This window comes from Enterobacter cloacae complex sp. P24RS, from assembly GCF_014982165.1.
Taxonomy (GTDB): Bacteria; Pseudomonadota; Gammaproteobacteria; order Enterobacterales; family Enterobacteriaceae; genus Enterobacter; species Enterobacter quasihormaechei.
Window position 1 is genome coordinate 267,433 of record NZ_JADCKU010000002.1, and the last position, 23,653, is coordinate 291,085.

The 23,653-nt window shown below is 57.7% G+C and carries 21 protein-coding genes; 14 read left to right on the top strand and 7 right to left on the bottom strand.

The features are described from left to right. Positions 1 to 20: 20 nt before the first annotated feature. The 8 genes from hpaX (at position 21) to INF58_RS02145 (ending at position 10,245) form a co-directional block, all read left to right on the top strand. Entirely contained in the window at positions 21 to 1,364 is a 1,344-nt protein-coding gene (gene hpaX, locus INF58_RS02110) for a 4-hydroxyphenylacetate permease (RefSeq protein WP_193526892.1), read from the top strand. Next, positions 1,336 to 2,226, top strand: a complete 891-nt coding sequence (gene hpaA, locus INF58_RS02115; RefSeq protein ID WP_193526893.1) for a 4-hydroxyphenylacetate catabolism regulatory protein HpaA — start codon at positions 1,336 to 1,338, stop codon at positions 2,224 to 2,226. The genes hpaX and hpaA overlap by 29 nt, the downstream gene beginning before the upstream one ends. 195 nt (positions 2,227 to 2,421) lie before the next feature. Beyond that, positions 2,422 to 3,984, top strand: coding sequence for a 4-hydroxyphenylacetate 3-monooxygenase, oxygenase component (gene hpaB, locus INF58_RS02120; RefSeq protein WP_116290533.1), 1,563 nt, complete (start codon positions 2,422 to 2,424; stop codon positions 3,982 to 3,984). Positions 3,985 to 4,001: 17 nt separating this feature from the next. Then, positions 4,002 to 4,511 (top strand): 4-hydroxyphenylacetate 3-monooxygenase reductase subunit, encoded by a 510-nt coding sequence (locus INF58_RS02125; RefSeq protein ID WP_193526894.1) that lies wholly within the window; start codon positions 4,002 to 4,004, stop codon positions 4,509 to 4,511. Positions 4,512 to 4,793: 282 nt separating this feature from the next. Further along, positions 4,794 to 6,947 carry a carbon starvation CstA family protein gene (locus INF58_RS02130; protein ID WP_063867366.1) on the top strand — a complete coding sequence of 718 codons (2,154 nt, stop codon included), beginning with the start codon at positions 4,794 to 4,796 and terminating at the stop codon, positions 6,945 to 6,947. A 96-nt stretch (positions 6,948 to 7,043) separates the two neighbouring features. Further along, the gene (locus INF58_RS02135) at positions 7,044 to 7,247 is read left to right on the top strand and encodes a YbdD/YjiX family protein (RefSeq protein WP_003856610.1); all 204 of its coding nucleotides are present in this window, start codon (positions 7,044 to 7,046) and stop codon (positions 7,245 to 7,247) included. Positions 7,248 to 7,257: 10 nt separating this feature from the next. Further along, entirely contained in the window at positions 7,258 to 8,211 is a 954-nt protein-coding gene (yjiA, locus tag INF58_RS02140) for a GTPase (RefSeq protein ID WP_193526895.1), read from the top strand. Positions 8,212 to 8,397: 186 nt separating this feature from the next. After that, a complete protein-coding gene (locus INF58_RS02145) occupies positions 8,398 to 10,245 on the top strand; it encodes an NERD domain-containing protein/DEAD/DEAH box helicase (RefSeq protein WP_063867361.1) in 1,848 nt (615 codons plus the stop codon). Between the two features lie 78 nt (positions 10,246 to 10,323). Here the strand turns inward: INF58_RS02145 and INF58_RS02150 are convergent, their stop codons facing one another. Beyond that, complete coding sequence (locus INF58_RS02150; RefSeq protein WP_193526896.1) at positions 10,324 to 11,682, bottom strand: esterase-like activity of phytase family protein; 1,359 nt, start codon at positions 11,680 to 11,682, stop codon at positions 10,324 to 10,326. Between the two features lie 411 nt (positions 11,683 to 12,093). Here INF58_RS02150 and INF58_RS02155 point away from each other — a divergent pair, with 411 nt between their 5' ends. Next, positions 12,094 to 12,639, top strand: a complete 546-nt coding sequence (locus INF58_RS02155) for a YfaZ family outer membrane protein (protein WP_063450766.1) — start codon at positions 12,094 to 12,096, stop codon at positions 12,637 to 12,639. Positions 12,640 to 12,817: 178 nt separating this feature from the next. Here the strand turns inward: INF58_RS02155 and INF58_RS02160 are convergent, their stop codons facing one another. After that, entirely contained in the window at positions 12,818 to 14,188 is a 1,371-nt protein-coding gene (locus tag INF58_RS02160; protein WP_193526897.1) for an NAD-dependent succinate-semialdehyde dehydrogenase, read from the bottom strand. A 153-nt stretch (positions 14,189 to 14,341) separates the two neighbouring features. On the opposite strand from INF58_RS02160, the gene INF58_RS02165 reads away from it, so the two are divergent. From INF58_RS02165 to INF58_RS02175, 3 genes are read left to right on the top strand one after another with little or no spacing between them, the layout of a single operon-like run. Next, positions 14,342 to 15,085 carry an AraC family transcriptional regulator gene (locus INF58_RS02165; RefSeq protein WP_193526898.1) on the top strand — a complete coding sequence of 248 codons (744 nt, stop codon included), beginning with the start codon at positions 14,342 to 14,344 and terminating at the stop codon, positions 15,083 to 15,085. Positions 15,086 to 15,132: 47 nt separating this feature from the next. Beyond that, positions 15,133 to 15,786: a LysE family translocator gene (locus tag INF58_RS02170; RefSeq protein ID WP_193526899.1), complete on the top strand. Its 654-nt coding sequence runs from the start codon at positions 15,133 to 15,135 to the stop codon at positions 15,784 to 15,786. A 3-nt stretch (positions 15,787 to 15,789) separates the two neighbouring features. Continuing rightward, entirely contained in the window at positions 15,790 to 17,061 is a 1,272-nt protein-coding gene (locus tag INF58_RS02175) for a DUF445 domain-containing protein (protein WP_193526900.1), read from the top strand. Here INF58_RS02175 and INF58_RS02180 read toward each other — a convergent pair. The 4 genes from INF58_RS02180 to INF58_RS02195 all read right to left on the bottom strand — a co-directional run bounded on the left by INF58_RS02180 (position 17,058) and on the right by INF58_RS02195 (position 20,353). Beyond that, positions 17,058 to 18,134, bottom strand: a complete 1,077-nt coding sequence (locus INF58_RS02180; RefSeq protein WP_193526901.1) for a DUF2955 domain-containing protein — start codon at positions 18,132 to 18,134, stop codon at positions 17,058 to 17,060. The two genes, INF58_RS02175 and INF58_RS02180, sit on opposite strands and share 4 nt — an antisense overlap. After that, the gene (locus tag INF58_RS02185) at positions 18,124 to 19,191 is read right to left on the bottom strand and encodes an HlyD family secretion protein (protein ID WP_107534625.1); all 1,068 of its coding nucleotides are present in this window, start codon (positions 19,189 to 19,191) and stop codon (positions 18,124 to 18,126) included. The genes INF58_RS02180 and INF58_RS02185 overlap by 11 nt, the downstream gene beginning before the upstream one ends. Further along, positions 19,188 to 19,658, bottom strand: coding sequence for a MarR family winged helix-turn-helix transcriptional regulator (locus INF58_RS02190; protein WP_063867344.1), 471 nt, complete (start codon positions 19,656 to 19,658; stop codon positions 19,188 to 19,190). The genes INF58_RS02185 and INF58_RS02190 overlap by 4 nt, the downstream gene beginning before the upstream one ends. Positions 19,659 to 19,873: 215 nt before the next feature. Next, on the bottom strand, positions 19,874 to 20,353 hold the full coding sequence (locus INF58_RS02195) for a carboxymuconolactone decarboxylase family protein (protein ID WP_010427243.1): 480 nt from the start codon (positions 20,351 to 20,353) through the stop codon (positions 19,874 to 19,876). Positions 20,354 to 20,454: 101 nt separating this feature from the next. On the opposite strand from INF58_RS02195, the gene INF58_RS02200 reads away from it, so the two are divergent. Beyond that, complete coding sequence (locus INF58_RS02200) at positions 20,455 to 21,843, top strand: PLP-dependent aminotransferase family protein (RefSeq protein WP_193526902.1); 1,389 nt, start codon at positions 20,455 to 20,457, stop codon at positions 21,841 to 21,843. Positions 21,844 to 21,888: 45 nt separating this feature from the next. Here INF58_RS02200 and INF58_RS02205 read toward each other — a convergent pair whose 3' ends face one another. Next, on the bottom strand, positions 21,889 to 22,050 hold the full coding sequence (locus INF58_RS02205) for a DUF1127 domain-containing protein (RefSeq protein WP_107534623.1): 162 nt from the start codon (positions 22,048 to 22,050) through the stop codon (positions 21,889 to 21,891). Between the two features lie 176 nt (positions 22,051 to 22,226). Here INF58_RS02205 and INF58_RS02210 point away from each other — a divergent pair, with 176 nt between their 5' ends. Then, the gene (locus INF58_RS02210; RefSeq protein ID WP_193526903.1) at positions 22,227 to 23,642 is read left to right on the top strand and encodes a PLP-dependent aminotransferase family protein; all 1,416 of its coding nucleotides are present in this window, start codon (positions 22,227 to 22,229) and stop codon (positions 23,640 to 23,642) included. Positions 23,643 to 23,653 lie beyond the last annotated feature (11 nt).

Genomic DNA, 23,653 nt, shown 5'->3' on the forward strand with positions numbered 1-23,653 from the left:
CGTACGATGTGGAGCGCAACATGACGACCTCAACCCTGCATAGCAAAGATGTAGAACATCGCGCAATCAATAAGCTGTTCCGTCGTTTGATCGTGTTTCTCTTTATCCTGTTTGTTTTCTCGTTTCTCGATCGCATCAACATCGGCTTTGCCGGACTGACGATGGGCAAAGATCTGGGCCTCACGTCGACCATGTTTGGCCTGGCCGCGACGCTGTTTTACGTCACCTACGTGCTGTGCGGGATCCCCAGCAACATCATGCTGGCGAAGGTCGGCGCGCGGCGCTGGATCGCTGGGATCATGGTGGTGTGGGGCATCGCCTCCACCTGCACCATGTTCGCCACCAGCCCTGAAACGCTTTACGTCCTGCGCATGCTGGTGGGCATTGCGGAAGCCGGTTTCCTGCCGGGGATTCTGGTCTATCTCACCTGGTGGTTTCCGGCCTATCACCGCGCCCGCGCCAACGCGCTGTTTATGATCGCCATGCCGGTGACCATGATGCTTGGCTCGATCCTCTCAGGGTATATTCTGGCGATGGACGGGCTGTGGAACCTGAAGGGCTGGCAATGGCTTTTTCTGCTGGAGGGATTGCCGTCGGTGGTGCTCGGCGTGGTGACCTGGTTTTACCTCAACGACACGCCGGATCAGGCCACCTGGCTGGATGAAGACGAAAAGCAGGCGCTGAAAACGATGATCGCCCGCGAGCAGGAGGTCGCCATCGCCCAGGCCGTCACGCCGCGATCGACGCTTCGCGAGGTGCTTACGCCCGCCGTTCTGCTCTACACGCTGGCCTACTTCTGTCTGACCAATACGCTGAGTGCGATCAACATCTGGACGCCACAGATCCTGCAAAGCTTCAACACCGGCAGCAGCAATATCGTGATTGGCCTGCTGGCGGCGATCCCGCAGTTTTGCACCATTCTCGGGATGATCTGGTGGAGTCGCCGCTCCGACAGGCTGAAAGAGCGAAAAAAGCACACCATCCTGCCGTACCTGTTTGCAGCGGCGGGATGGATGCTGGCCTCCGCGACGGATCACAGCCTGATCCAGCTGCTTGGCATCATCATGGCCTCAACCGGATCGTTTACCGCCATGGCGATATTCTGGACCACGCCGGACCAGGTTATTAGCCTGCAATCCCGCGCGGTGGCGCTGGCGGTGATCAACGCCATCGGCAACGTCGGCTCTGCCGTCAGCCCGCTGCTGATTGGTATTCTGCGCGACGCGACCGGCAGCTTCAGCTCCGGGCTGTGGTTCGTGGCGGGTCTGCTGGTGGTCGGCGCGCTGGTGCTGACGCGCATCCCGATGACGCAGCGGGTTCAACAGAGGAACGAGCATGTGCCAGAGCCCTATCGCCAACATTGATATCAGCAAGGAGTACGACGAAAGTCTGGGCTCCGACGATGTGCACTACCAGTCGTTCGCGCGCATGGCGGCCTTTTTTGGCCGCGACATGCAGGCGCACCGTCACGACCAGTATTTTCAGATGCACTTTCTCGACACCGGGCAGATTGAGCTCCAGCTCGACGACCACCGCTATTCGGTGCAGGCGCCGCTGTTTGTGCTGACGCCGCCGTCGGTGCCGCACGCCTTCATCACCGAATCCGACAGCGACGGCCACGTGCTGACGGTGCGCGAGGATCTCATCTGGCCGCTGTTAGAAGTGCTCTACCCCGGCACGCGGGAAGCGTTCGGCCTGCCGGGGATCTGTCTGTCGCTTGCCGACAAGCCTGACGAGCTGGCGGCGCTGAAGCACTACTGGCAGCTCATTGCCCGGGAATCCACGGCACAGCTGCCGGGCCGTGAGCATACGCTGGTCCTTCTGGCGCAGGCGGTCTTTACCCTGCTGCTGCGCAATGCGAAGCTCGACGACCACGCGGCCAGCGGCATGCGCGGCGAGCTGAAGCTGTTTCAGCGCTTTACCCAGCTGATCGACACCCACTATTACCAGCACTGGACGGTACCGGAATACGCCAGCGAACTGCACCTCACCGAATCCCGCCTGACGGACATCTGCCGCCGCTTCGCCAACCGCTCGCCGAAACGGCTGATCTTCGACCGGCAGCTGCGCGAGGCCAGGCGCCTGCTGCTGTTTTCCGACAGCGCGGTCAGCGAGATTGCCTGGCAGCTGGGATTTAAAGATCCGGCCTATTTCGCCCGGTTTTTCAATCGCCTGACGGGCTGCTCGCCCAGCGCGTATCGGGCGCAGAAAGTACCGGTTTCCTGAGCGCATCGCGGTCTGTAGGGCGGGTAAGCGCAGCGCCACCCGCCAAAAACCAGCACAGATCACAAATCCCAATCCCGCCCGAAAAGTACCCGCCGTTGTCCCAATCGTCCCTTCACGTTCCGCCCCTCTCACGCTTCAATTAAACAACAAAAACAAAACATAAATTTAACAATCATCTTCCTATACGAGGTCCCTATGAAGCCTGAAGATTTCCGCGCTGATGCCAAACGTCCGTTAAACGGCGAAGAGTATTTAAAAAGCCTGCAAGATGGCCGTGAGATTTATATCTACGGCGAGCGCGTTAAGGACGTCACTACCCACCCGGCATTTCGCAATGCGGCGGCGTCCATCGCCCAGATGTACGACGCCCTGCACAAGCCAGACATGCAGGATACGCTGTGCTGGGGCACCGACACCGGCAGCGGCGGCTACACCCACAAATTTTTCCGCGTGGCGAAAAGCGCCGATGACCTGCGCCAGCAGCGCGACGCCATCGCTGAGTGGTCTCGCCTGAGCTACGGCTGGATGGGGCGCACACCGGACTACAAAGCGGCGTTCGGCTGCGCGCTGGGAGCGAACCCTGCCTTCTACGGTCAGTTCGAGCAGAACGCCCGCAACTGGTACACCCGCATTCAGGAAACCGGCCTGTACTTCAACCACGCCATCGTCAACCCGCCGATCGACCGCCACAAGCCGGCGGACGAGGTGAAGGACGTCTACATCAAGCTGGAGAAAGAGACCGATGCCGGGATTATCGTCAGCGGTGCGAAAGTCGTCGCAACCAACTCGGCGTTGACCCACTACAACATGATCGGTTTTGGCTCCGCGCAGGTGATGGGCGAAAACCCGGACTTCGCGCTGATGTTCGTCGCGCCGATGGATGCCGAAGGCGTGAAGCTGATCTCCCGCGCCTCGTATGAGATGGTGGCAGGCGCAACCGGCTCCCCGTACGACTACCCGCTCTCCAGCCGCTTCGACGAGAACGACGCAATCCTGGTGATGGATCACGTGCTGATCCCGTGGGAAAACGTGCTGATTTACCGCGATTTTGACCGCTGCCGTCGCTGGACGATGGAGGGCGGCTTCGCCCGTATGTACCCGCTTCAGGCCTGCGTGCGCCTGGCGGTGAAGCTCGACTTCATCACCGCCCTGCTGAAAAAATCCCTGGAGTGCACCGGCACCCTGGAGTTCCGCGGCGTGCAGGCGGATCTCGGCGAAGTGGTGGCGTGGCGCAACATGTTCTGGGCGTTGAGCGACTCCATGTGCTCCGAAGCGACGCCGTGGGTGAACGGCGCGTACCTGCCTGACCACGCGGCGTTGCAGACCTACCGCGTGATGGCGCCAATGGCCTACGCGAAGATCAAGAACATCATCGAACGCAACGTGACCTCCGGACTGATCTACCTGCCGTCCAGCGCGCGGGACCTGAACAACCCGCAGATCGACCAGTATCTGGCGAAGTACGTGCGCGGCTCCAACGGGATGGATCACGTCGAGCGCATCAAGATTTTGAAACTGATGTGGGACGCCATCGGCAGCGAGTTTGGCGGTCGCCACGAGCTGTACGAGATTAACTACTCCGGAAGCCAGGACGAGATCCGCCTGCAATGCCTGCGTCAGGCGCAAAGCTCCGGCAACATGGACAAGATGATGGCGATGGTTGACCGCTGCATGTCCGAATACGACCAGCACGGCTGGACCGTGCCGCACCTGCACAACAACACTGATATCAACATGCTGGATAAGCTGCTGAAATAGCGCAGCAGGAGGTTTCAATGCAATCTGAAGAACGCCTGCGTTTTCGCGACGCGATGGCCAGCCTGTCGGCGGCGGTCAATGTGGTCACCACCGAGGGCGACGCCGGTCGCTGCGGTATTACCGCCACTGCGGTCTGTTCGGTAACGGATACCCCGCCCTCGGTCATGGTCTGCATCAACGCCAACAGCGCCATGAACCCGGTCTTTCAGGGCAACGGCAAACTGTGCGTCAACGTGCTGAACCACGAGCAGGAGATCATGGCCCGCCACTTTGCCGGGATGACGGGCATGGCCATGGAGGAGCGCTTCGCGCTCTCCTGCTGGCAGAAAGGCCCACTGGCGCAGCCGGTGCTGAAAGGCGCGCTGGCAAGTCTGGAAGGGGAGATAACCCAGGTGCAAACTATCGGCACCCATCTGGTCTATCTCGTGGAAATAAAAAACATCATTCTCAGCAACGAGGGACACGGCCTGATCTACTTCAAACGCCGTTTCCACCCGGTGATGATGGAGATGGAAGCCGCGGTTTGATCCCGTTGCACAAAAAGCGCTGCGTTTCCGCACAGGCGTGAACGGCCGCGCCCGAAGCGCCAGATTATCCTTAGTGATCTCAATCACATATTTCTTTCCGCCGGGGGTGAGCCTTAACCACTCGCCCCCGCTTTTGACCGCTCACGCATCGCTTTCAACCACTCACCCATTTACCGTGCTTTACGCGCGCGGGGATCTGGCACGATCGCTCCAGCATTAATCAATACCTCCTCACAACGAACCCTGACCCTTTTTTCTTTACATAAAAAACCAGGTCTTACTATGGATACTAAAAAACTACTCAAGCACGTGCCCTGGGCCTTACTCGGGATCCTCGGTGCTTTCTGTCTGGCGGTTGTCGCATTGCGCCGGGGCGAGCACGTCAGCGCCCTGTGGATCGTGGTCGCGTCGGTTTCCGTCTACCTTGTGGCTTATCGCTACTACAGCTTATACATCGCGCAGAAGGTCATGAAACTCGACCCGACGCGCGCCACCCCGGCGGTCATTAACAATGACGGCCTGAACTACGTGCCAACCAACCGCTACGTGCTGTTTGGTCACCACTTTGCCGCCATTGCAGGCGCGGGTCCGCTGGTCGGCCCGGTGCTGGCCGCGCAGATGGGCTACCTGCCGGGCACGCTCTGGCTGCTGGCGGGCGTGGTGCTGGCGGGGGCGGTGCAGGACTTTATGGTGCTGTTTATCTCCTCGCGCCGTAACGGTTCGTCGCTGGGCGAGATGATCAAAGAAGAGATGGGCCGCGTGCCGGGCACTATCGCCCTCTTCGGCTGCTTCCTGATCATGATCATCATCCTCGCGGTGCTGGCGCTGATCGTAGTGAAAGCGCTGGCCGAAAGTCCGTGGGGCGTCTTCACCGTCTGCTCGACCGTACCGATTGCGCTGTTCATGGGCATCTACATGCGCTTCCTGCGCCCGGGCCGCGTGGGTGAAGTGTCGGTCATCGGTATCGTGCTGCTGGTCGCCTCGATCTACTTCGGCGGCGTGATTGCGCACGACCCGTACTGGGGCCCGGCGCTGACCTTTAAAGACACCACCATCACCTTCGCGCTGATCGGGTACGCGTTTATCTCCGCCCTGCTGCCGGTGTGGCTGATTCTGGCTCCGCGTGACTACCTGGCAACCTTTCTGAAAATCGGCGTGATCGTCGGGCTGGCGATCGGGATTGTGATCATCAACCCGGAGCTGAAAATGCCGGCGGTGACCCAGTACATTGACGGTACCGGTCCGCTGTGGAAAGGCGCCCTGTTCCCGTTCCTGTTTATCACCATCGCCTGCGGCGCCGTTTCGGGCTTCCATGCGCTGATCGCTTCCGGCACCACGCCGAAGCTGATGGCCAACGAAACCGACGCGCGCTTTATCGGTTACGGCGCGATGCTGATGGAGTCCTTCGTGGCGATCATGGCGCTGGTGGCGGCGTCGATTATCGAGCCAGGCCTGTACTTCGCGATGAATACTCCACCGGCGGGTCTTGGCATCACCATGCCAAACCTGCATGAGATGGGCGGCGAAAATACCGCGCTGATCATGGCCCAGCTGAAAGAGGCCAGCGCACACGCGGCGGCAACCGTCAGCTCCTGGGGCTTCGTGATCTCACCTGAGCAGATCATGCAGACCGCGAAAGACATCGGCGAACCGTCCGTGCTGAACCGTGCCGGTGGCGCGCCGACGCTGGCGGTAGGTATCGCACACGTGTTCCACAAAGTGCTGCCGTGGGCGGACATGGGCTTCTGGTACCACTTCGGTATTCTGTTCGAAGCACTGTTCATCCTCACCGCGCTGGATGCCGGTACCCGTGCAGGCCGCTTTATGTTGCAGGATCTGCTGGGCAACTTCGTGCCATTCCTGAAGAAAACCGACTCTCTGGTGGCGGGTGTTCTGGGTACGGCGGGCTGCGTAGGCCTGTGGGGTTACCTGCTGTATCAGGGCGTTGTCGACCCGCTGGGCGGCGTGAAGAGCCTGTGGCCACTGTTCGGCATCTCTAACCAGATGCTCGCAGCCGTAGCTCTGGTGCTGGGCACCGTTGTTCTCGTGAAGATGAAACGCACCAAATACATCTGGGTGACCGTGGTTCCTGCGCTGTGGCTGCTGCTCTGCACCACCTGGGCGCTGGGTCTGAAGCTGTTCAGCACCAACCCGCAGCTGGAAGGCTTCTTCTTCATGGCTAACCAGTACAAAGAGAAGATTGCCGCAGGCGGCGCGGATCTGACCGCGCAGCAGATTGCCAACATGAACCATATCGTGGTGAACAACTACACCAACGCGGGTCTGAGCATTCTGTTCCTGGTGGTGGTGTACAGCATTATCTTCTACGGGATTAAAACCTGGATGAAAGTGCGCAACGCCGATGGCCGTACGGATAAAGAGACCCCGTACGTGCCAGTGCCGGAAGGCGGCGTGAAGACCTCTTCACACCATTAAAAAAATGGCGGGTGGCGCTACGCTGACCCGCCCTACAACGGTACTGTAGGCCCGGTAAGCGTAGCGCCACCGGGCTTTGTCTTATCAGGATGCATTATGTTTGGTAACTTAGGCGAAGCGAAAAAATACCTCGGTCAGGCGGCGAAGATGCTGATTGGCATTCCGGACTATGACAACTACGTTGAGCATATGAAGACCAACCATCCGGATAAGCCGTACATGACCTACACCGAATTCTTCCGCGAGCGTCAGGAAGCGCGCTATGGCGGAAGTGGAGAAGGCGGCGTCCGCTGCTGCTAAAGGAGAGACCATGACCCCGATTGCCGTTACCCTGCTGACCGGTTTTCTCGGCGCAGGCAAAACCACCCTGCTGCGCCACATCCTGAACGAGCAGCACGGCTTCAAAATCGCCGTGATCGAAAACGAGTTCGGTGAAGTCTCGGTGGACGACCAGCTGATTGGCGATCGCGCCACGCAAATCAAAACCCTGACCAACGGCTGCATCTGCTGCACCCGCTCTAACGAGCTGGAAGACGCCCTGCTGGATCTGCTCGACAGCCGCGATCGCGGCGACATCGACTTTGACCGTCTGGTGATCGAATGCACCGGCATGGCCGACCCGGGCCCGATTATCCAGACCTTCTTCTCTCATGACGTTTTGTGCCAGCGCTACCTGCTGGACGGCGTCATCGCACTGGTGGATGCGGTCCACGCCGACGAGCAGATGAACCAGTTCACCATCGCCCAGTCTCAGGTTGGCTACGCCGACCGCATCCTGCTGACCAAAACCGACGTGGCGGGCGACAGCGAAAAACTGCGCGAGCGCCTGACGCGCATTAACTCGCGCGCGCCGATTTACACGGTAACGCACGGCGATATCGACCTGTCACAGCTGTTCAACACCAACGGCTTTATGCTGGAAGAGAACGTCACCACGAAACCACGCTTCCACTTTATGGGAGACAGGCAAAACGACGTGGCGTCGATTGTGGTGGAGCTGGATTACCCGGTGGACATCAGCGAAGTCTCCCGCGTGATGGAGAACCTGCTGCTGTCGTTTGCCGACAAGCTGCTGCGTTACAAAGGGATGCTGTGGATCGACGGCGAGCCAAACCGCCTGCTGTTTCAGGGCGTACAGCGCCTGTACAGCGCCGACTGGGACCGCCCGTGGGGCGATGAAGCGCCGCACAGCGTGATGGTGTTTATTGGAATACAGCTGCCGGAAGAGGAGATTCGGGCGGCGTTTGCGGGGCTGAAAAAGTAAATAGCCGCTCCCTTGTCCGCGCGAAAGGGAGCGTATTTTTCTGAGGCAGATTTGCTCGTATCGCGCTTTCTGTTTGCCATATTGTCTGTTAATGTCCTTAATAATAACAAATCATGCTTCAATTAATATTGCCTGAAATATTAATTGAATGGGATTATATAATTTTCATGAATTGGTAGGCGTATTATGGCAATCATTATTCCCACAATCAGCAGCTGTAGTGAGAAGATAACGGCCGGAGAAAAAAGGCTGGCAAGGCTTCTGGAGGGTGGGCTCAGCGAACAGTGTACCTGCTGGTACGACACCCGAATGGGAGACAGGCAAGAGCATCCTGACTTTGTGATTCTGGCACCCGAAAAAGGTTTGTTGTTTATTGAGGTGAAAGACTGGTTTATCACGAAAATAAAATCTGCGAATAAAACGCATATTGATTACGAGACCAAAAACGGCATTGAGCCGCTGAAAAACCCGCTCGAACAGGTTCGACAATATACCTTCCACATCATCGACAGCCTGAAAAAAGATCCTCTGCTTCGCCAGCAGCAGGGTGATTATGAGGGCAGTTTTATTATGCCGTACGGATACGGGGTGTACTTGAGCAATATCACCCGGGCGCAGCTGGAAAAGAATTTTACACCCGACGAGCTGAATGAAATATTGCCCGCCAGCCAGGTGATTTGCAAAGATGAACTCACCGAGTTTATGACCCGAGAGCAGATCTCCGCCCGGCTCGAATCCCTTCTCAGACATCGCTTCGTTCATCGTACTACGCCACAACAGCTCGACCGCATTCGCTGGCATCTTTATCCCGACGTACGCATTAACGCGTCCGTGACGCGAGTCGATCTGGATCATTTCACCTTCCATACTCCCGATGTGGTTTGCATGATGGACAGGAATCAGGAGCAGCTGGCCCGCAGCATGGGAGCTGGACACCGGGTTATTCACGGCGTGGCAGGCTCCGGCAAAACGCTTATTTTGCACCACCGCTGTATTGAACTTGCCAACAACATTGAAAACACTAAACCGATACTGGTGATTTGTTACAACATTACGCTGGCTAAAAAGCTGAAAGCGCAGCTCGAACAGCACAGCCTCAGGCTTCCAGTCGAAATTACCCATTTTCACGCCTGGTGTTATCAGCAGTTAAAAGCGCATCGGCGTCTGCCACCTAAGAGCAAAAACTTTATTGAACTGATGGAAAATGCGCTGACGGAGGCATTTGAAGAGGGAGCGATCAAACCGGAGCAGTACAGCGCCGTTTTGATAGATGAAGGACACGATTTTAAGCCGGAGTGGCTAAGGATCCTCGCCAAAATGCCGGACAATAAAGATAGCTCCTTGCTTTTCCTGTACGATGATGCTCAGTCAATTTATCAGAAAAAGAAAGCGCTCGATTTTACCCTGTCCAGCGTCGATATAAAGGCTCAGGGCCGCACAACTATTCTGGATACCAATTATCGCAACACCCGGCAAATACTCCATTTCGCCAGCAGCGTAGCATTTAATTATCTCAATAATCACATAGAAGCTTCCCTCAAATACCAGCAGCCTGCCGCAGGAGGATTGTCCGGGAAGTATCCGGCGCTTGCCAGTTTTGATAATCAGGACGAGGAGATTACACGCGTCCTGGATTGGGTCACAGAGCAGCGACAGCAGGGTGTTCCATGGTCGGAAATTGCCATACTGTGCCCCTCAACCTACAGCATTTCAGGCATGCTCGCGCCAAGGCTTGAAGCTCGTAAGATCCCATACCAGATGATTGTCTCCAGCGATGATAAAAAGCACTGGTCTCCGCAGAATGATTACCTCTGCGTCATGCCGCTGCCCAGCAGCAAGGGGCTTGAGTTTAACTCGGTCGCCATTATGGATGCGGCAAAGGAAAGGGAAAGTGAAGATCTGAGTGACGATATCAAGCGCCTTTACGTCGGCTTTACCCGCGCGCGACAGAATCTTTTGGTAACAATGCACGGGACCGGAAGCCTGCGAGATCATCTGGTCGAAACCTGGGAAAAGAGCGTTAAGACGATTTAGCTGTCCAATAAATGTCTGCCCCGAACAATCCCCTCTCCCCTTTGGGGAGAGGGCTAGGGTGAGGGGTAAGCCCTGGTATTATTTCAACGCCTCCGGCAGCGTCACAATCCACAATTCGCTGTCAGATTCCGGCTTCTTCAGCGGCTTCACGCTGAGCGTGGTCTCCACCGGTTTGTCATCCAGCGTCAGCTTGCCTCCCGCGTTTACCCGATAATCCTTGAGCTTCTTGCCGTCGACCGGATTCTGCATCGCGACCTTCACGCCAAAGTCGTTATCGTTCGCCACCGCAAGCGTTTTGCCGTCTATCAGCGCCAGCCCTTCGGCCTTTTCCTGCTGCCAGCCCAGGGCACGCAGATCGACCACCTGCGTTTTTGCAGCAAGGGTAATGCCGCGCTGCGCCAGCGTTTTCTCATCGTCAAACTCCGGGTAGTCGCCCGGCTTGTCGAAGGCGGTCAGGTCGCTCGCTTTGCTCAGATCCACCTTGTAGATGAGGTTACGCATCGCGTCGTTTTTATCCTCACCCTGTTCAATCAGCAGGATCGTGTGGTTATCCAGCGCCACGATATCGCCGATTTTAGCGTCGCTGTTTTTGCTGTAGGCCGCGCTGTCAACGGGGTAACCGTACATCGCGGTTTTCCCGGTCGCCGGATCGAAGCTAACCAGACGCGTAAACAGCGCCTGCTTTTTGCTCTTACCGTCGATATCCAGCGTGCTTTGCACGGCGGCGATAATGCGCCCGTCCGGCATCCGGGTCAGGCCCTCAAAGCCACGGTTCGCCTGGCGCCATTTGATGATGTTTGGCAGACCGCCCGCAATGGATTTCTCCCCTTCCGTCGCCTGCGGGCCGTGGATCGCGAGGATTTTACCTTTGCTGTCGATATTGATCAGGAACGGACCATACTCATCGCACAGCCAGTAACCGCCCTTCCCGTCCGGCGTGATGCCTTCCGTATCCAGCCCGCGGTTATCGCCTTTGAGCACGTTTAAGGTATCGCTGAACGCCACTTCATTGGTCGAGCCAATCACGCCGCTTTCCAGCGGCAGGCCGTTAATCTCGCCTTTATCATCATGCAGCGGGCGAGCATCGACGGCCTCCGCTTTGCCGTTCTGGACGCGGATGGTCATCAAGAGCGGAGCGAAATCCGGTGTAACAAAAATTTTGGCTTCGTTTTTCCCCTTCTTTGGCGCGTCGGCGTTTGGACCGCGATCGGTCACGGTCGCAAAGGTCAGGGTATCGCCCTGCTTGCCGGTGAACAGCAAACCAGAACCCACCCCCACAGGAAGCCCGTTCGGAAACGCGCTGGCAAACGCACCGCTGTATTTAACATGCGAGCCCTCAGGGAAGCTGACGACGTAGCGCTCCGCGGTTGGCTGTCCCGCCAGGGCAGAGAAAGAGAGCGCACAACCGATTAGCACAGGAATGTTTTTTCTTTTCATATTGTTAGCATCCAGTAAGTGAAGCCAACAACGTAATAAAGAAACGTGTCAGAAAAATGACATGTAACGACAGCGGATCGGCAAAGAAATACGTATAGCAATCACCAGAAATGTAAACCTCTGTCTTTATCTGTGACAGCTGAAATATTTTTGGAAATTATTAGAAACTTAATTAATTCATCTCAAACGGCTTTCTTCGCCTCGTTCATTAAACGTTTAGCCAAAAATATAAACTTTCCCTAAACGCGAATGGATTGGGGATTGACGATTTGCCATAAAAACATCTCATCAACATTTAAGATTAAAAAACCCAACAAAAACAGCATAAAACTGCGATACTCATCACATTTGCAGTCATAAACATCCCTTGTTAAGGTGCCCTCAGATTAATTTGATGACGAGGAAACACTCATGAAAAAGCTTAACGTTCTCATCCTTTCTGCTCTCACCGCCGTATCGGGCTCTGCACTGGCAATGGGCGGCAGCATTGAGCAGGGTAAAAACTTTACCAACCTGAATGTGGAAATGGGCAAATCTACCTCTGGTCTGTACACCGAAGGTAACTGGCTGAAAAACACCGACGACGGCACCACGACCGGTGGCGTGGGTGCAGGCTACAACTTCGAGGTCGGCCCGGTGATGCTGAACGCAGGCGCTAAGGCCCTCTACGTTGGCCCGAAGAAAGGCGATAACGGCGTGGCGTTCCCGGTCGGCGGCGGTGTGAACGTTGCCCTGACCGACAGCATCAGGGTATTCGGTGAAGGCTACGTTGCGCCAGACGGCCTGAACAACAGCGTGAAGAACTACGTTGAAGCTAACGGCGGCGTAAGCTGGACCCCGGTCAAACCAGTTACGCTGAAAGTGGGCTACCGCCACGTGAGCGTTGATGGCAAAGACGGTCGTCCAAACCACACGCTGATTGACGGCGCATATGTTGGCGGCGGCGTGTCCTTCTAAGACTGATTGCCCGTTTCGCCCGGCGGCGCTACGCTTGCGCAGACCTACAATGAAGGGTGCAACAGAGTAAAATTATTGCACATTGTAGGCCGGGTAAGCGCAGCGCCACCCGGCAAAAAAGGCGATGAGACTGTTAATAAAAAACCTGCCGGATGGCAGGTTTTTTTTATTTCCGACATTACTTGCGAACAACCACCAGCTTCTGGTTCACAAACTCTTTGATCCCCAGGTCCGACAGCTCGCGTCCGTAACCCGAACGTTTTACGCCGCCGAACGGCAGTTCTGCCGCCGTATCGGTTAGCCAGTTGATGTACACCATCCCGGTCTCAATACGCGACGCCATTTTCTTCGCGCGCTCGATATCCTGGCTGAACACCGCGCCGCCCAGACCGTAGTGCGAGTCGTTCGCCAGAGCGACCGCCTCGTCGTCATTTTTCACTACGTAGATCTGCGCCACCGGGCCAAAGAACTCTTCGAAGTACGCCGGGTTCTCACGCGATATATTCGTCAGGATCGTCGGTTCGAAGAAGCTCCCGTCACGCTGTACCGGTTTACCGCCATAGTGCAGCGTTGCGCCGTTTTTCACCGCCTCGTTGACCTGTTTGGTCAATGTTTCAAGCGCGTCTTTCGACGACAGCGGCCCCAGCGTGGTGCTTTCGTCCAGCGGATCGCCGATCTTCACCTGCTTAAACGCCTCGGTGAATTTCTCGAGGAACGCGTCTGCGATGCTCTCGTGCAGGATAAAGCGCTTCGCCGCGGTACAGACCTGCCCGGCGTTATTAAGCCGCGCGTTAACGCCAATCTTCACGGCCTTCTCCAGGTCCGCATCGTCCAGCACCACGAACACGTCGTTTCCGCCCAGTTCAAGGGTCGATTTTTTGATGTGCTTCGCTGCCTGCGCCGCAACCACGCTACCCGCTTTTTCAGAACCGGTCAGCGCCGCCCCCTGTACGCGATCGTCGGCGATGATGTTCGCTACCTGATCGGACGAGATAAACAGGTTGGTCCACGCCCCTTCCGGCGCGCCCGCTTCACGTACCAGATGGGCAAAGGTCTCGGCACAGTGCGGCACGATGCTGGCGTGCTTGGCGATCACCGGGTTACCCGCCGCCAGGTTTGGCGCCAGAACGCGCATCAGCTGATAGTACGGGAAGTTCCACGGCTCTACGGCCATCAGCACGCCGATGGGGTGATGTTCCACCCACGCTTCCCCGAGTTCAGACGGATACTTCACCGGGGCCAGGAACTGCTTCGCATTGTCCGCATAATAGCGGGCGATTTGCGCGCACAGCTTCACTTCACCGCGGCTTTGTTCGATGAGCTTACCCATCTCCTGACTGGCAATTTTCGCCAGCTCCTCGGTGCGCTCGTCGATCAGGTCGGCAAGCTTATGCAGTACCGGCAGGCGCTGGCTGATGTCGCCTTTGGCCCAGTCAGAATGATAGAGCGCATCGGCCGCCTTTAGCGCCGCTTCAACATCCGCGTCGGTATGTGAGGGGTATTCTTTGATGAGCTGGTTGGTGGCAGGATTTACTGTCTGGTAAGCCATATTGAATCTCCTTGTTTTACCGCTTAGGGTATTAAGGGTAGTCAATGTGACTGGCTATGAAGGTAAAGTTGGGTATATACGGAAGGTTCTTAGTAAGACGCTGCCAGGGCAGGCGCATACATGGTATAAAAAAAGCTCATCACTGGAGCTCTTATGACCGATACCCGCCACATCCGCCAGACCTTTCATCGCGCCGCAGGTCTTGAGCTGCGCAGTACGTGGCAGAGCACCCGGGCGTACAAACGTCATTGTCATCCGCAGCTCTCCATCGGCGCGATTATGGAAGGCCAGACCTGCTGCGTCAGTCATGGCAGAGAGTCTATCCTGAACCCCGGCGATCTCATTGTCATCCCGGCTTACGCGCCGCACAGCTGCAACCCCGTCAACGGGCAACCGCGCAGCTACCATATGCTCTATATCGACACCGATCTTCCCGTGGCGTTCCAGGTGATTCGCGACCCTGCGCTCTTTAAGCGCTACCTTGATGTTGTTGCGACGATGTCACCTGCATCCGTGGACACGCTACTTTCTGCCCTTCCCCGCTGCGTGGAAAACGCAGACGCGCTTCGCTCTACCAGTCAGCACCTTCAGCAGGCATTCCTTGCCGACCTGGCCGCACCGCCTTCGCTTGACGAACTTGCCCAACGATTCTCGCTGCGCAAGGAGACGCTGATCCGCACCTTCCGGCAGGACACCGGCCTGACGCCGGTCAGCTTTCTCAACGTCTCCCGCGTGGAGTTCGCCAAAGCGCGGCTGCGTGCCGGAGACGACATTGCCGACGTCGGCTACCAGAGCGGGTTTGCCGACCAGAGCCATTTTCATAAGACCTTTGTCAGCTATACCGCGGCCACGCCGCGTCAGTATGCGACAGGCCGATCAATATCTGACAATAAATAGCGTTTGCATCACCGTAGGCTGACCTCAGATTGTTAACCGAGGTTGCTATGGAACTGTTCTTCCCTTCCGCTTTTCTCGCCCTGGCGCTGGCGCATTTTGTCGCCCTGTTAAGCCCGGGCCCGGACTTCTTCCTGCTGGTGGGCTACGCCGCGCGCTACCGACTGCGCGGCAGCGCCGGGTTGTGCTTCGGTATCGCCGCGGGTAACGGGCTGTATATCTTACTGGTGATTATCGGCTGGAGCGCACTGCGCCAGTTTGCCTGGCTGTTTACGCTGATAGAGCTTTGCGGGGCGCTGTATCTGCTGTGGATCGGCTCGCATCTGGTGCGCAGCCAACCGCAGGCGCTGGCGCTTGCTGAAACCCGACAGCGGTGCCCTTCTTTGATGAAGCAGATCCTGCTGGGGCTGGGGTCGGCGCTGTTAAATCCGAAAAATGCGCTGTTCTACCTGGCGCTGATGACGGCGTTACTCGGTCCGGACGTCACGCTGCTTCAGCAAACAACCTGCGGCGTCTGGATGGTGACGGTGGTGCTGGTGTGGGATCTTGCACTGGTGTCGATGATGGGGCTATCGGCGGTGCAAGAGAAGCTTAGCCGTTCGCTGTGGTGGATTGAGCGCACGGCGGGCGTGGTGCTGATGGGGTTTGGTGGGTGGGTGCTGTGGCGGTTTTTGCACATTCCCCCCGTCTCCCTCTATCCTTAACCCATGGAAAAAATAGCTGAACTCAAACGCGCCAAGCTTCTTGCGCTGTCGCTGCTGCTGATTGCCGCTGCGGCCTTTATCACCACCCTGTTTCTGCCGCAGACCTTCTGGGTACGCGGCGTGAAGGCCATTGCCGAGGCGGCAATGGTCGGCGCGCTGGCGGACTGGTTTGCCGTCGTCGCGCTGTTTCGCAGGGTGCCCATTCCGTTCATTTCACGCCATACGGCAATCATCCCGCGCAATAAGGACCGGATTGGCGACAATCTCGGCCAGTTCGTGCAGGAGAAGTTTCTGGATACCCAGTCGCTGGTCGCGTTAATTCGCCGCTACGAGCCGGCGCAGATGATCGGTGCCTGGTTCAGCAAGCCCGACAACGCCCAGCGCGTCGGGCTGCATCTGATGCAGGTGATGAGCGGTTTTCTTGAGCTGACCGACGACGGGCGCATTCAGCGCCTGCTCAAACGCGCGGTGCATAAGGCTATCGACAAGGTCGATTTCACCGAAACCAGCGCCGTGATGCTGGAAAGCATGACTAAAAACAACCGCCATCAGGTGCTGCTGGACGCCATCATCAACCGCCTGATTACGCTGATTCAGCGGGAAAGCACGCGGGAGTTTATCTCTGACCAGATTGTCCACTGGCTGAAGACCGAGCACCCCCGCAAGGCAATGGTGCTGCCCACCGAGTGGCTGGGCGATCAGAGCGCAGAGATGGTGTCGAACGCGGTGAACACGCTGCTGGACGATATCAGCCACGACCGCACGCACCAGATCCGCAAGGCGTTCGACCGCGCCACGCTGAAGCTTATCGACAACCTGAAAAACGACCCGGAGATGGCGGCCAAAGCCGACAACATCAAGCACTATCTGAAGAATGATGAAGCGTTTAACCGTTATCTGGGTGAAATGTGGGCCGACCTTCGCCAGTGGCTAAAGGCGGATATGCAAAGCGAGGACTCGCGCGTGAAGCAGCGCATTGCCAACGCCGGGCTGTGGTTTGGTGAGACGCTATCGAATGATGCCAGCCTGCGCGCGTCGCTGAACGAGCATCTGGAGCAGGCGGCGCACCGCGTCGCGCCGGATTTTGCGGCGTTCCTGACGCGCCATATCAGCGACACGGTGAAAAGCTGGGACGCCAAAGATATGTCACGTCAGATCGAGCTTAACATAGGCAAAGACCTACAGTTTATCCGCGTCAACGGCACATTAGTGGGCGGGACGATTGGCCTGATCCTGTTTTTACTCTCGCAACTGCCCCCCGTGCTGGCGCACTAATCCGCTTTTGGCGGCGCGATAACGTAGCGCGTCGCCTCGAAGCGGTTCAGGATCAGGTGCACCAGAAAGACCATCGTCAGCGTAACCACCAGCGCGAAGGTGACGGAGGTGATGCGGTACAGATCGCTGAACACCAGGTCGCTGTCCGGGTGCATGTTCTGTCCGAACATGATGCCGATGGTGGTAATACTGGCGAAGCCTACCCCGGCGCCGACCTTCTCCATCACGTGCAGACGTGCCCCAAACGCCAGCCCAAGGCCGATCAGCGGCATCATCAGCAGCATATGGCTGCTGTGATCGTACAGAATAAGCTGAACGACAAGGATATAGAGACACCCCAGCACCACGCCGACCACGCGCCAGATAGAGCTGATCACCGAGCCGCGATAGTGCATCGGGAACAGGATCAGAATGCCCGCCATCAGCGCCGACAGGGAATCGCTGAGATCGCTTATCTGGAAAACCACGAAAATCAGCGTCGCCACGGTGCCGGAGAGCAGCGACTCGTGGCGCACGCGGGTATCGTTTTTCTCGATCAGCGGCGGCGGCTTACGCGGCTCAACGTCCGGCAGCAGGTAATTCATCAGCGCGCTCAGACACACCGCCATCACGCTCGCTTCGATGTTAGAGAACAAAAGCGTGTGCCAGTTAGTGGTGGGGTAGCTCATAAAGTTGAGCATCACGCTCTGGCATACCACGCCCATTGAACCGAACAGGAACAGCGGCCCCTTGCTCATAAAGCGAAAACGCATCACGTACAGGGCGAACACCACCAGCGTCATAATGATCGGCCATTGCGATAAATAGCCGATGATAATCACCATTTCGACGCAGTTCAGCGATGCGCTGAAGATAAACTGCTTCGCCACGTGGCGGTTAAATACCGGCACCAGCGAGAGGAGCATGATCGGGTAGACCACGAAAAACACGCCGTAGCTGGTGTTGTAGAAGCTCGAAATGCTCAGCGCAATCATCCCGGCGAAGACGATGCGCAGGGTCTGGCGAAAGTCGTTTGCCGTGTAGACAATGTTGCCGTGCGGGGTAAAGACCCGCGCCAGGGTGCTAATAGACATAGTGAAGCAGGCTCACCAGATGGATTTGCATTCCGGAGAAGAATCGCGCAAACGGCCCTTCGCTATTATAGAGCTGCACGGTGGCGCGCGCGCCGGTCGGCAGCGGCTTCGGTAAGGCTTCATCCAGCGCCACGTGAATGCGCATACGCTGGGCATCACGCACCCATCGGTTGGACGTTTCCGGTTCAGAGAGTTGGCCGTTCACCGCCTCCTGGCCTGCAAGGATCCCCGCGTCGCTGCTGGTCACGTGGGCGCGGAAGACCTGCCCCGGGAAGGCGTCAAACACCACGGCGGCGTCGGTCCCCTGGTGGGTATGACGCAGGCTCTTCTCGCGGAAATCCGCCACAATATCGGTCTGGGTGTTCACCAGCGCCAGCGCGGCCGAACCGGACGAGGCGTAAAAACCGGGGCTTAGCTGCAAATTACTGACCGTACCGTCCGCCTCGGCGTAGACCTTCGTCCAGCCAAGGTTCAGCTCCGCGTCATCCAGCGCGTTACGGTATTTTTGCAGCGTCACGTTACGGTGCTCGTCCCGCTCGCCGCGCTGAATGCGCAGGTTATGAATATTCGCCTGAATCGAGCTGACGGACTGCTCGCTGCTCTGCCAGGTGGTGCGGACTTTATCCAGATCCGCCTGCGACACGTTCTGCAAGGTGCTCAGTTTCTGGTAGCGGTCGAAGGTCACCTTGTCGTTACGCGCCGTCAGCACGGCGGTTTTCAGGCTGGCCTGCGCCGCGGCAATCTGCGCATCCAGCTGATCGTTAGACAGACGCGCCTGCTCCAGCGCGATTTGCGCCGCTTCGACCTTATTGCGAAACGGCGTGGGGTCGAGCTCAAACAGCAGATCGCCTTTCTTGACCTGACTGTTATTGTGGACATGTACCGCCGCCACATAGCCGGAGACGCGCGCGGACACCGGGGTCACCACGCGCATCACGGTGGAGTCCGGCGTCAGCGGGATCCAGATATCCGCGACGATAAAGTAGACAAACATCAGCAGGAAAGAGGCAATACTCACCCTTACCCAGCGGGCAAACTTTTGTTCAGGAGTCATTATTTTTCGGTCTTATTATCTTCTTCGCGGATTGTCCGCAAATTGCAGGCGATTTGATTGAGTGTGGCGCTGAAAATGTCGATATGTTCCGGCGCGATGTTTTGCGATACGCGCGCCTGAAACGTCTCGATCACCTGAGTAAGCCTTTCAAGGATGGCTTTGCCCTCGGGCGTCAGCGTCAGCAGCCGGATACGCTTGTCGTATGGCGAGACGGTGCGCAGCAGATAACCCTGCTTTTCCAGCTGCGTCAGCGTGCGCATCAGCGGGGGCAGTTCGATACCCTGCACTTCCGCCAGCTCGCTGACCGAGACGTTATCCCCGAGCTGATGAAGCTGCATCATCACCGTCCAGCTCGACTGGGTTAACCCGGTGTCGAGAATGGCGTCGTCGATGACGGCGCGCCACTGACGCACGATCATCGCCATCCGCATGCCCATCGGCCTGCGGCTAAACAGATCTTCTTCACGCATGGGGAATCCTCTCGTAATGCGCCATTACGATAATAGTTATCAGGGTAAGTATCAAGAAACGAGAAGTTAAAGCGCAGGAATTGCGAAAGAGAGTTCGCCCACTGAGTGTGGGCTGAATGATATGCACGGATTAATCCCCTCGCCCCTTTGGGGAGAGGGTTAGGGTGAGGGGATCAGGCCGCACTGTAGGCCCGGTAAGCGCAACGTTATCGGGATTATTCCAGATTAGCCTTATTCAGCCCATATGCCGCATCCAGCGAGCCCGGCTCCATGCGGGAGGTAATGCCCAGGCGGTTCCAGGCGTTGATCGCGACAATGGCGAAGTTCAGCTCTGAAATCTCCACGTCCGAGAAGTGCTCCGCCACGCTGCGGTACAGCGCGTCGCTTACCCCGTGTACGCCAATCTGGGTCAGCGCTTCGGTGAAGGCCAGCGCGGCTTTCTCGCGGGCGCTGAACAGCGGGGATTCGCGCCATGCCGCCAGATGGTACAGGCGCAGCTCGCGCTCGCCGGCAATTTTGGCCTCTTTCGAATGCATATCCAGGCAGAAGGTACAGCCGTTCAGCTGCGACACGCGAATGTCGATCAGGTGCTTCAGCGCCGGGTCAATGGAGGTTTTCGCCACTTCCATGCTCAGGGCGGAAAGCGCGTTGGCGAGTGCAGGTGTGGCTTTGTGGTGGTTTACGCGAGTGCTCATTGTCTTTCCTCTTTTTTTGCCGTTTTTGTCATGCGATGAGGCAAATCTACGCCGTTAATGACATAGTAAAAAGACACAAAAAACATGAAATGAGGTAGGACATGAAGCCGGGCTATCACGAGATTTATACCCGCTACCGCGATAACATCACGCGCGGCGTGCTGAAGCCCGGCGACAAGGTGCCTGCCATCCGCGTGCTGGCGGAAGAGCTGAAGGTCGCGCGAAAAACCGTTGAAACGGTCTATGCCATTCTGACGGGAGAAGGGTATCTGGTAAGCCAGGGCGCGCGCGGGACGCGGGTGAACCCGGATCTTCTGCTGCCCGCGCAAAACGCCCCCGCAGAACAAGCGACCGGCACGCTGCCACCGTCGTTGATTAGCCAGCGCGAACGGGCCGGTTTTTTGCGTCCCGGCATTCCCGCGCTCGACAGCTTCCCCTACAAAAAATGGCTGCTGCTGGCGGGCCAGGCGACGCGCGCCATGCGTCAGGATGAAATGCTCAATCCGCCGGTGCTGGGCTGGTATCCGCTGCGCGAGGCGATTGCCCGCTACCTGAATATCTCGCGCGGGTTATCCTGCACCGCGGAACAGGTGCTGATTACCAGCGGCTACAGCGGCAGCCTGCGCCTGATCCTCGACACGCTCGCCAGCCGCAGCGACAAGGTGGTGTTTGAGGATCCGGGCTATTTTATGGGCCAGCAACTGCTCAAGCGGATTGTGCCCCGCCTTCACACCGTGCCGGTCGATCGCGCAGGGATGGATACGGACTACCTGCTGCGCAATCACCCCGATGCCCGCTTCGCCATCGTCACCCCGTCGCACCAGAGCCCGCTGGCGGTAACGCTCTCCCTGCCGCGCAAGCAGCAGCTGCTCGACTGGGCCAGCCAGAACGAGGCGTGGATCGTTGAAGACGATTACGACGGAGAGTTTCACTACACCCGCAAGGTGCTGCCGTCGCTAAAGAGCCTCGACCAGCATGACAGGGTGATCTTTATGGGCACCTTCAGTAAAACCATCATGCCGTCGCTGCGCATGGGCTACGTGGTGATGCCCGCCAGCACTGTCGACGCGTTTACCGACTGCGCGGACATCCTCACCAGCGGCCAGCCAATCCTGACGCAAAAAATTCTCACCGCGTTTCTCAACGAGGGGCATTTTTTTCGCCACCTCAAGAAGATGCGCGCCCTCTATCAGACCCGCCGCGACTGGATGATAGCCGCCCTGCGTGAGGTCTATGGTGACCTGTTCTTCACCGAACAAAACGACGGCGGGATGCATATTGTCGCGTTTCTCGCAAAGGGAAGCGCGGACCAGGAGATCGCCCGCTGCTGGCAGGAACACCAGCTCCAGGTAAATGCCCTCTCGGCGTGGTATCGCGGCTCGGGCAAACGCTACGGGCTGGTGATGGGCTATAACAACGTGCGGACGTATCAGGAGGCGGTGGATTTACTGGAAAGGCCGAAACGGCAGACGCTTGAACTGTTGAGCTAAACATCGCCGGGTGGCGGCTGCGCCTTACCCGGCCTACGATCCGCGTTATACATCATGTCGCGATAACCCTACGTCCCTGAGCTGCTCGTCGCTCATCTGGCTCAGGATGCGGCGGGTTCGGTTGATGCGATACCAGTTGCGGATCGTTTTGCCGATCCAGACAAACACGACGAACGGACGTTTTGAACGGTTCTCGTAGAATTCCATGATGCTCTCCTCACTGTGCCAGTGGAGTTATCATCCTGGAAATCGGCCTGCGCAATACAGATGCAAAAACAACTTTTGTTTAACATACAGATCCGCTAAAACGGTATCTGCATGCCGTTTTTTGCGGCAATCTGTACTGGTTTAACAATCTGTATGGTGAAAATAAAGGATACAGCATGACGCGCTATCAACACCTCGCCAACCTTCTGGCAGAACGCATTGAACAAGGGCTGTATCGCAGCGGCGAGCGTCTGCCGTCGGTGCGCGCGCTGAGCCAGGAGCACGGCGTGAGTATCAGCACCATACAGCAGGCCTACCAGATCCTCGAAAACCTTCAGCTGATCACCCCCCAGCCGCGCTCCGGCTATTTTGTCTCGAAACGCAAAGCCCAGCCGCCCGTCCCAGCGATGACGCGCCCGGTGCAGCGCCCGGTGGACGTCACCCAGTGGGATGAGGTGATGATGCTGCTGGACGCCCGCGCCGACAAAGAGATGATTTCGTTTGGCGGCGGCTCGCCGGACATCAACCAGCCAAGCCTGAAGCCCCTGTGGCGCGAGATGAGCCGCCTTGCGCAGCATAACCCGAGCGAGATGCTGAGCTATGACGTGCTCGATGGCCGCCTTGAGCTGCGCGAACAGATCGCCCGCCTGATGCTGGACGGCGGCTCTACCGTCGCGGCAAACGAGATTGTCATCACCAACGGCTGCCACGGCGCGCTGTCGATAGCCCTGCTCTCGGTGTGTAAGCCGGGGGACATCGTGGCGGTGGAGTCCCCGTCGTTTCACGGCACCATGCAGATGCTGCGCGGGTATGACATCAAGGCAATTGAAATCCCTACCGATCCCGAGACCGGGATCAGCATTGAGGCGCTCGAGCTGGCGCTGGAGCAGTGGCCGATCAAGGCGGTGATCCTGGTGCCCAACTGCAACAACCCGCTCGGGTTTATCATGCCGGAAGCGCGCAAGAAGCAGGTTTTAGCCCTCGCCCAGCGGCACGATATCGTGATTGTGGAGGATGACATTTACGGCGAGCTGGCGGCGGAGTACCCGCGCCCGCGCACCATTCACTCGATGGACATTGATGGCCGCGTGATTTTGTGCAGCTCATTTACCAAGACCGTGGCGCCCGGGCTGCGCGTCGGCTGGATTGTCCCGGGCCGCTATTACGACCGGGTGATGCACATGAAGTACGCCGCGGGCGGGTTTAACGTGCCGGGCACGCAGATGGCGGTGGCGGCGTTTATTCGCGACGGGCATTACCATCGCCACGTGCGCCGTATGCGCCAGATTTATCAGCAGAATATGGAAACCTACACCTGCTGGGTGCGGCAGTATTTTCCGGCGGAGATTTGCGTCACCCGCCCGCAGGGAAGCTTCCTGCTGTGGGTTGAGCTGCCGGAGACGGTGGATATGGTGTGTGTGAGCAAGCAGCTGTGTCGGCTGAAGATCCAGGCGGCGGCCGGGTCGCTGTTTTCCGCATCAGGGAAGTACCGCAACTGCCTGCGGATCAACGTGGCGCTGCCGCCGACGGATAAGCATCGCGAGGCGTTGAAAAAGATGGGTGAAGCGATTGTGATTGCGATGGAGGACTAGTACGTTTTTTT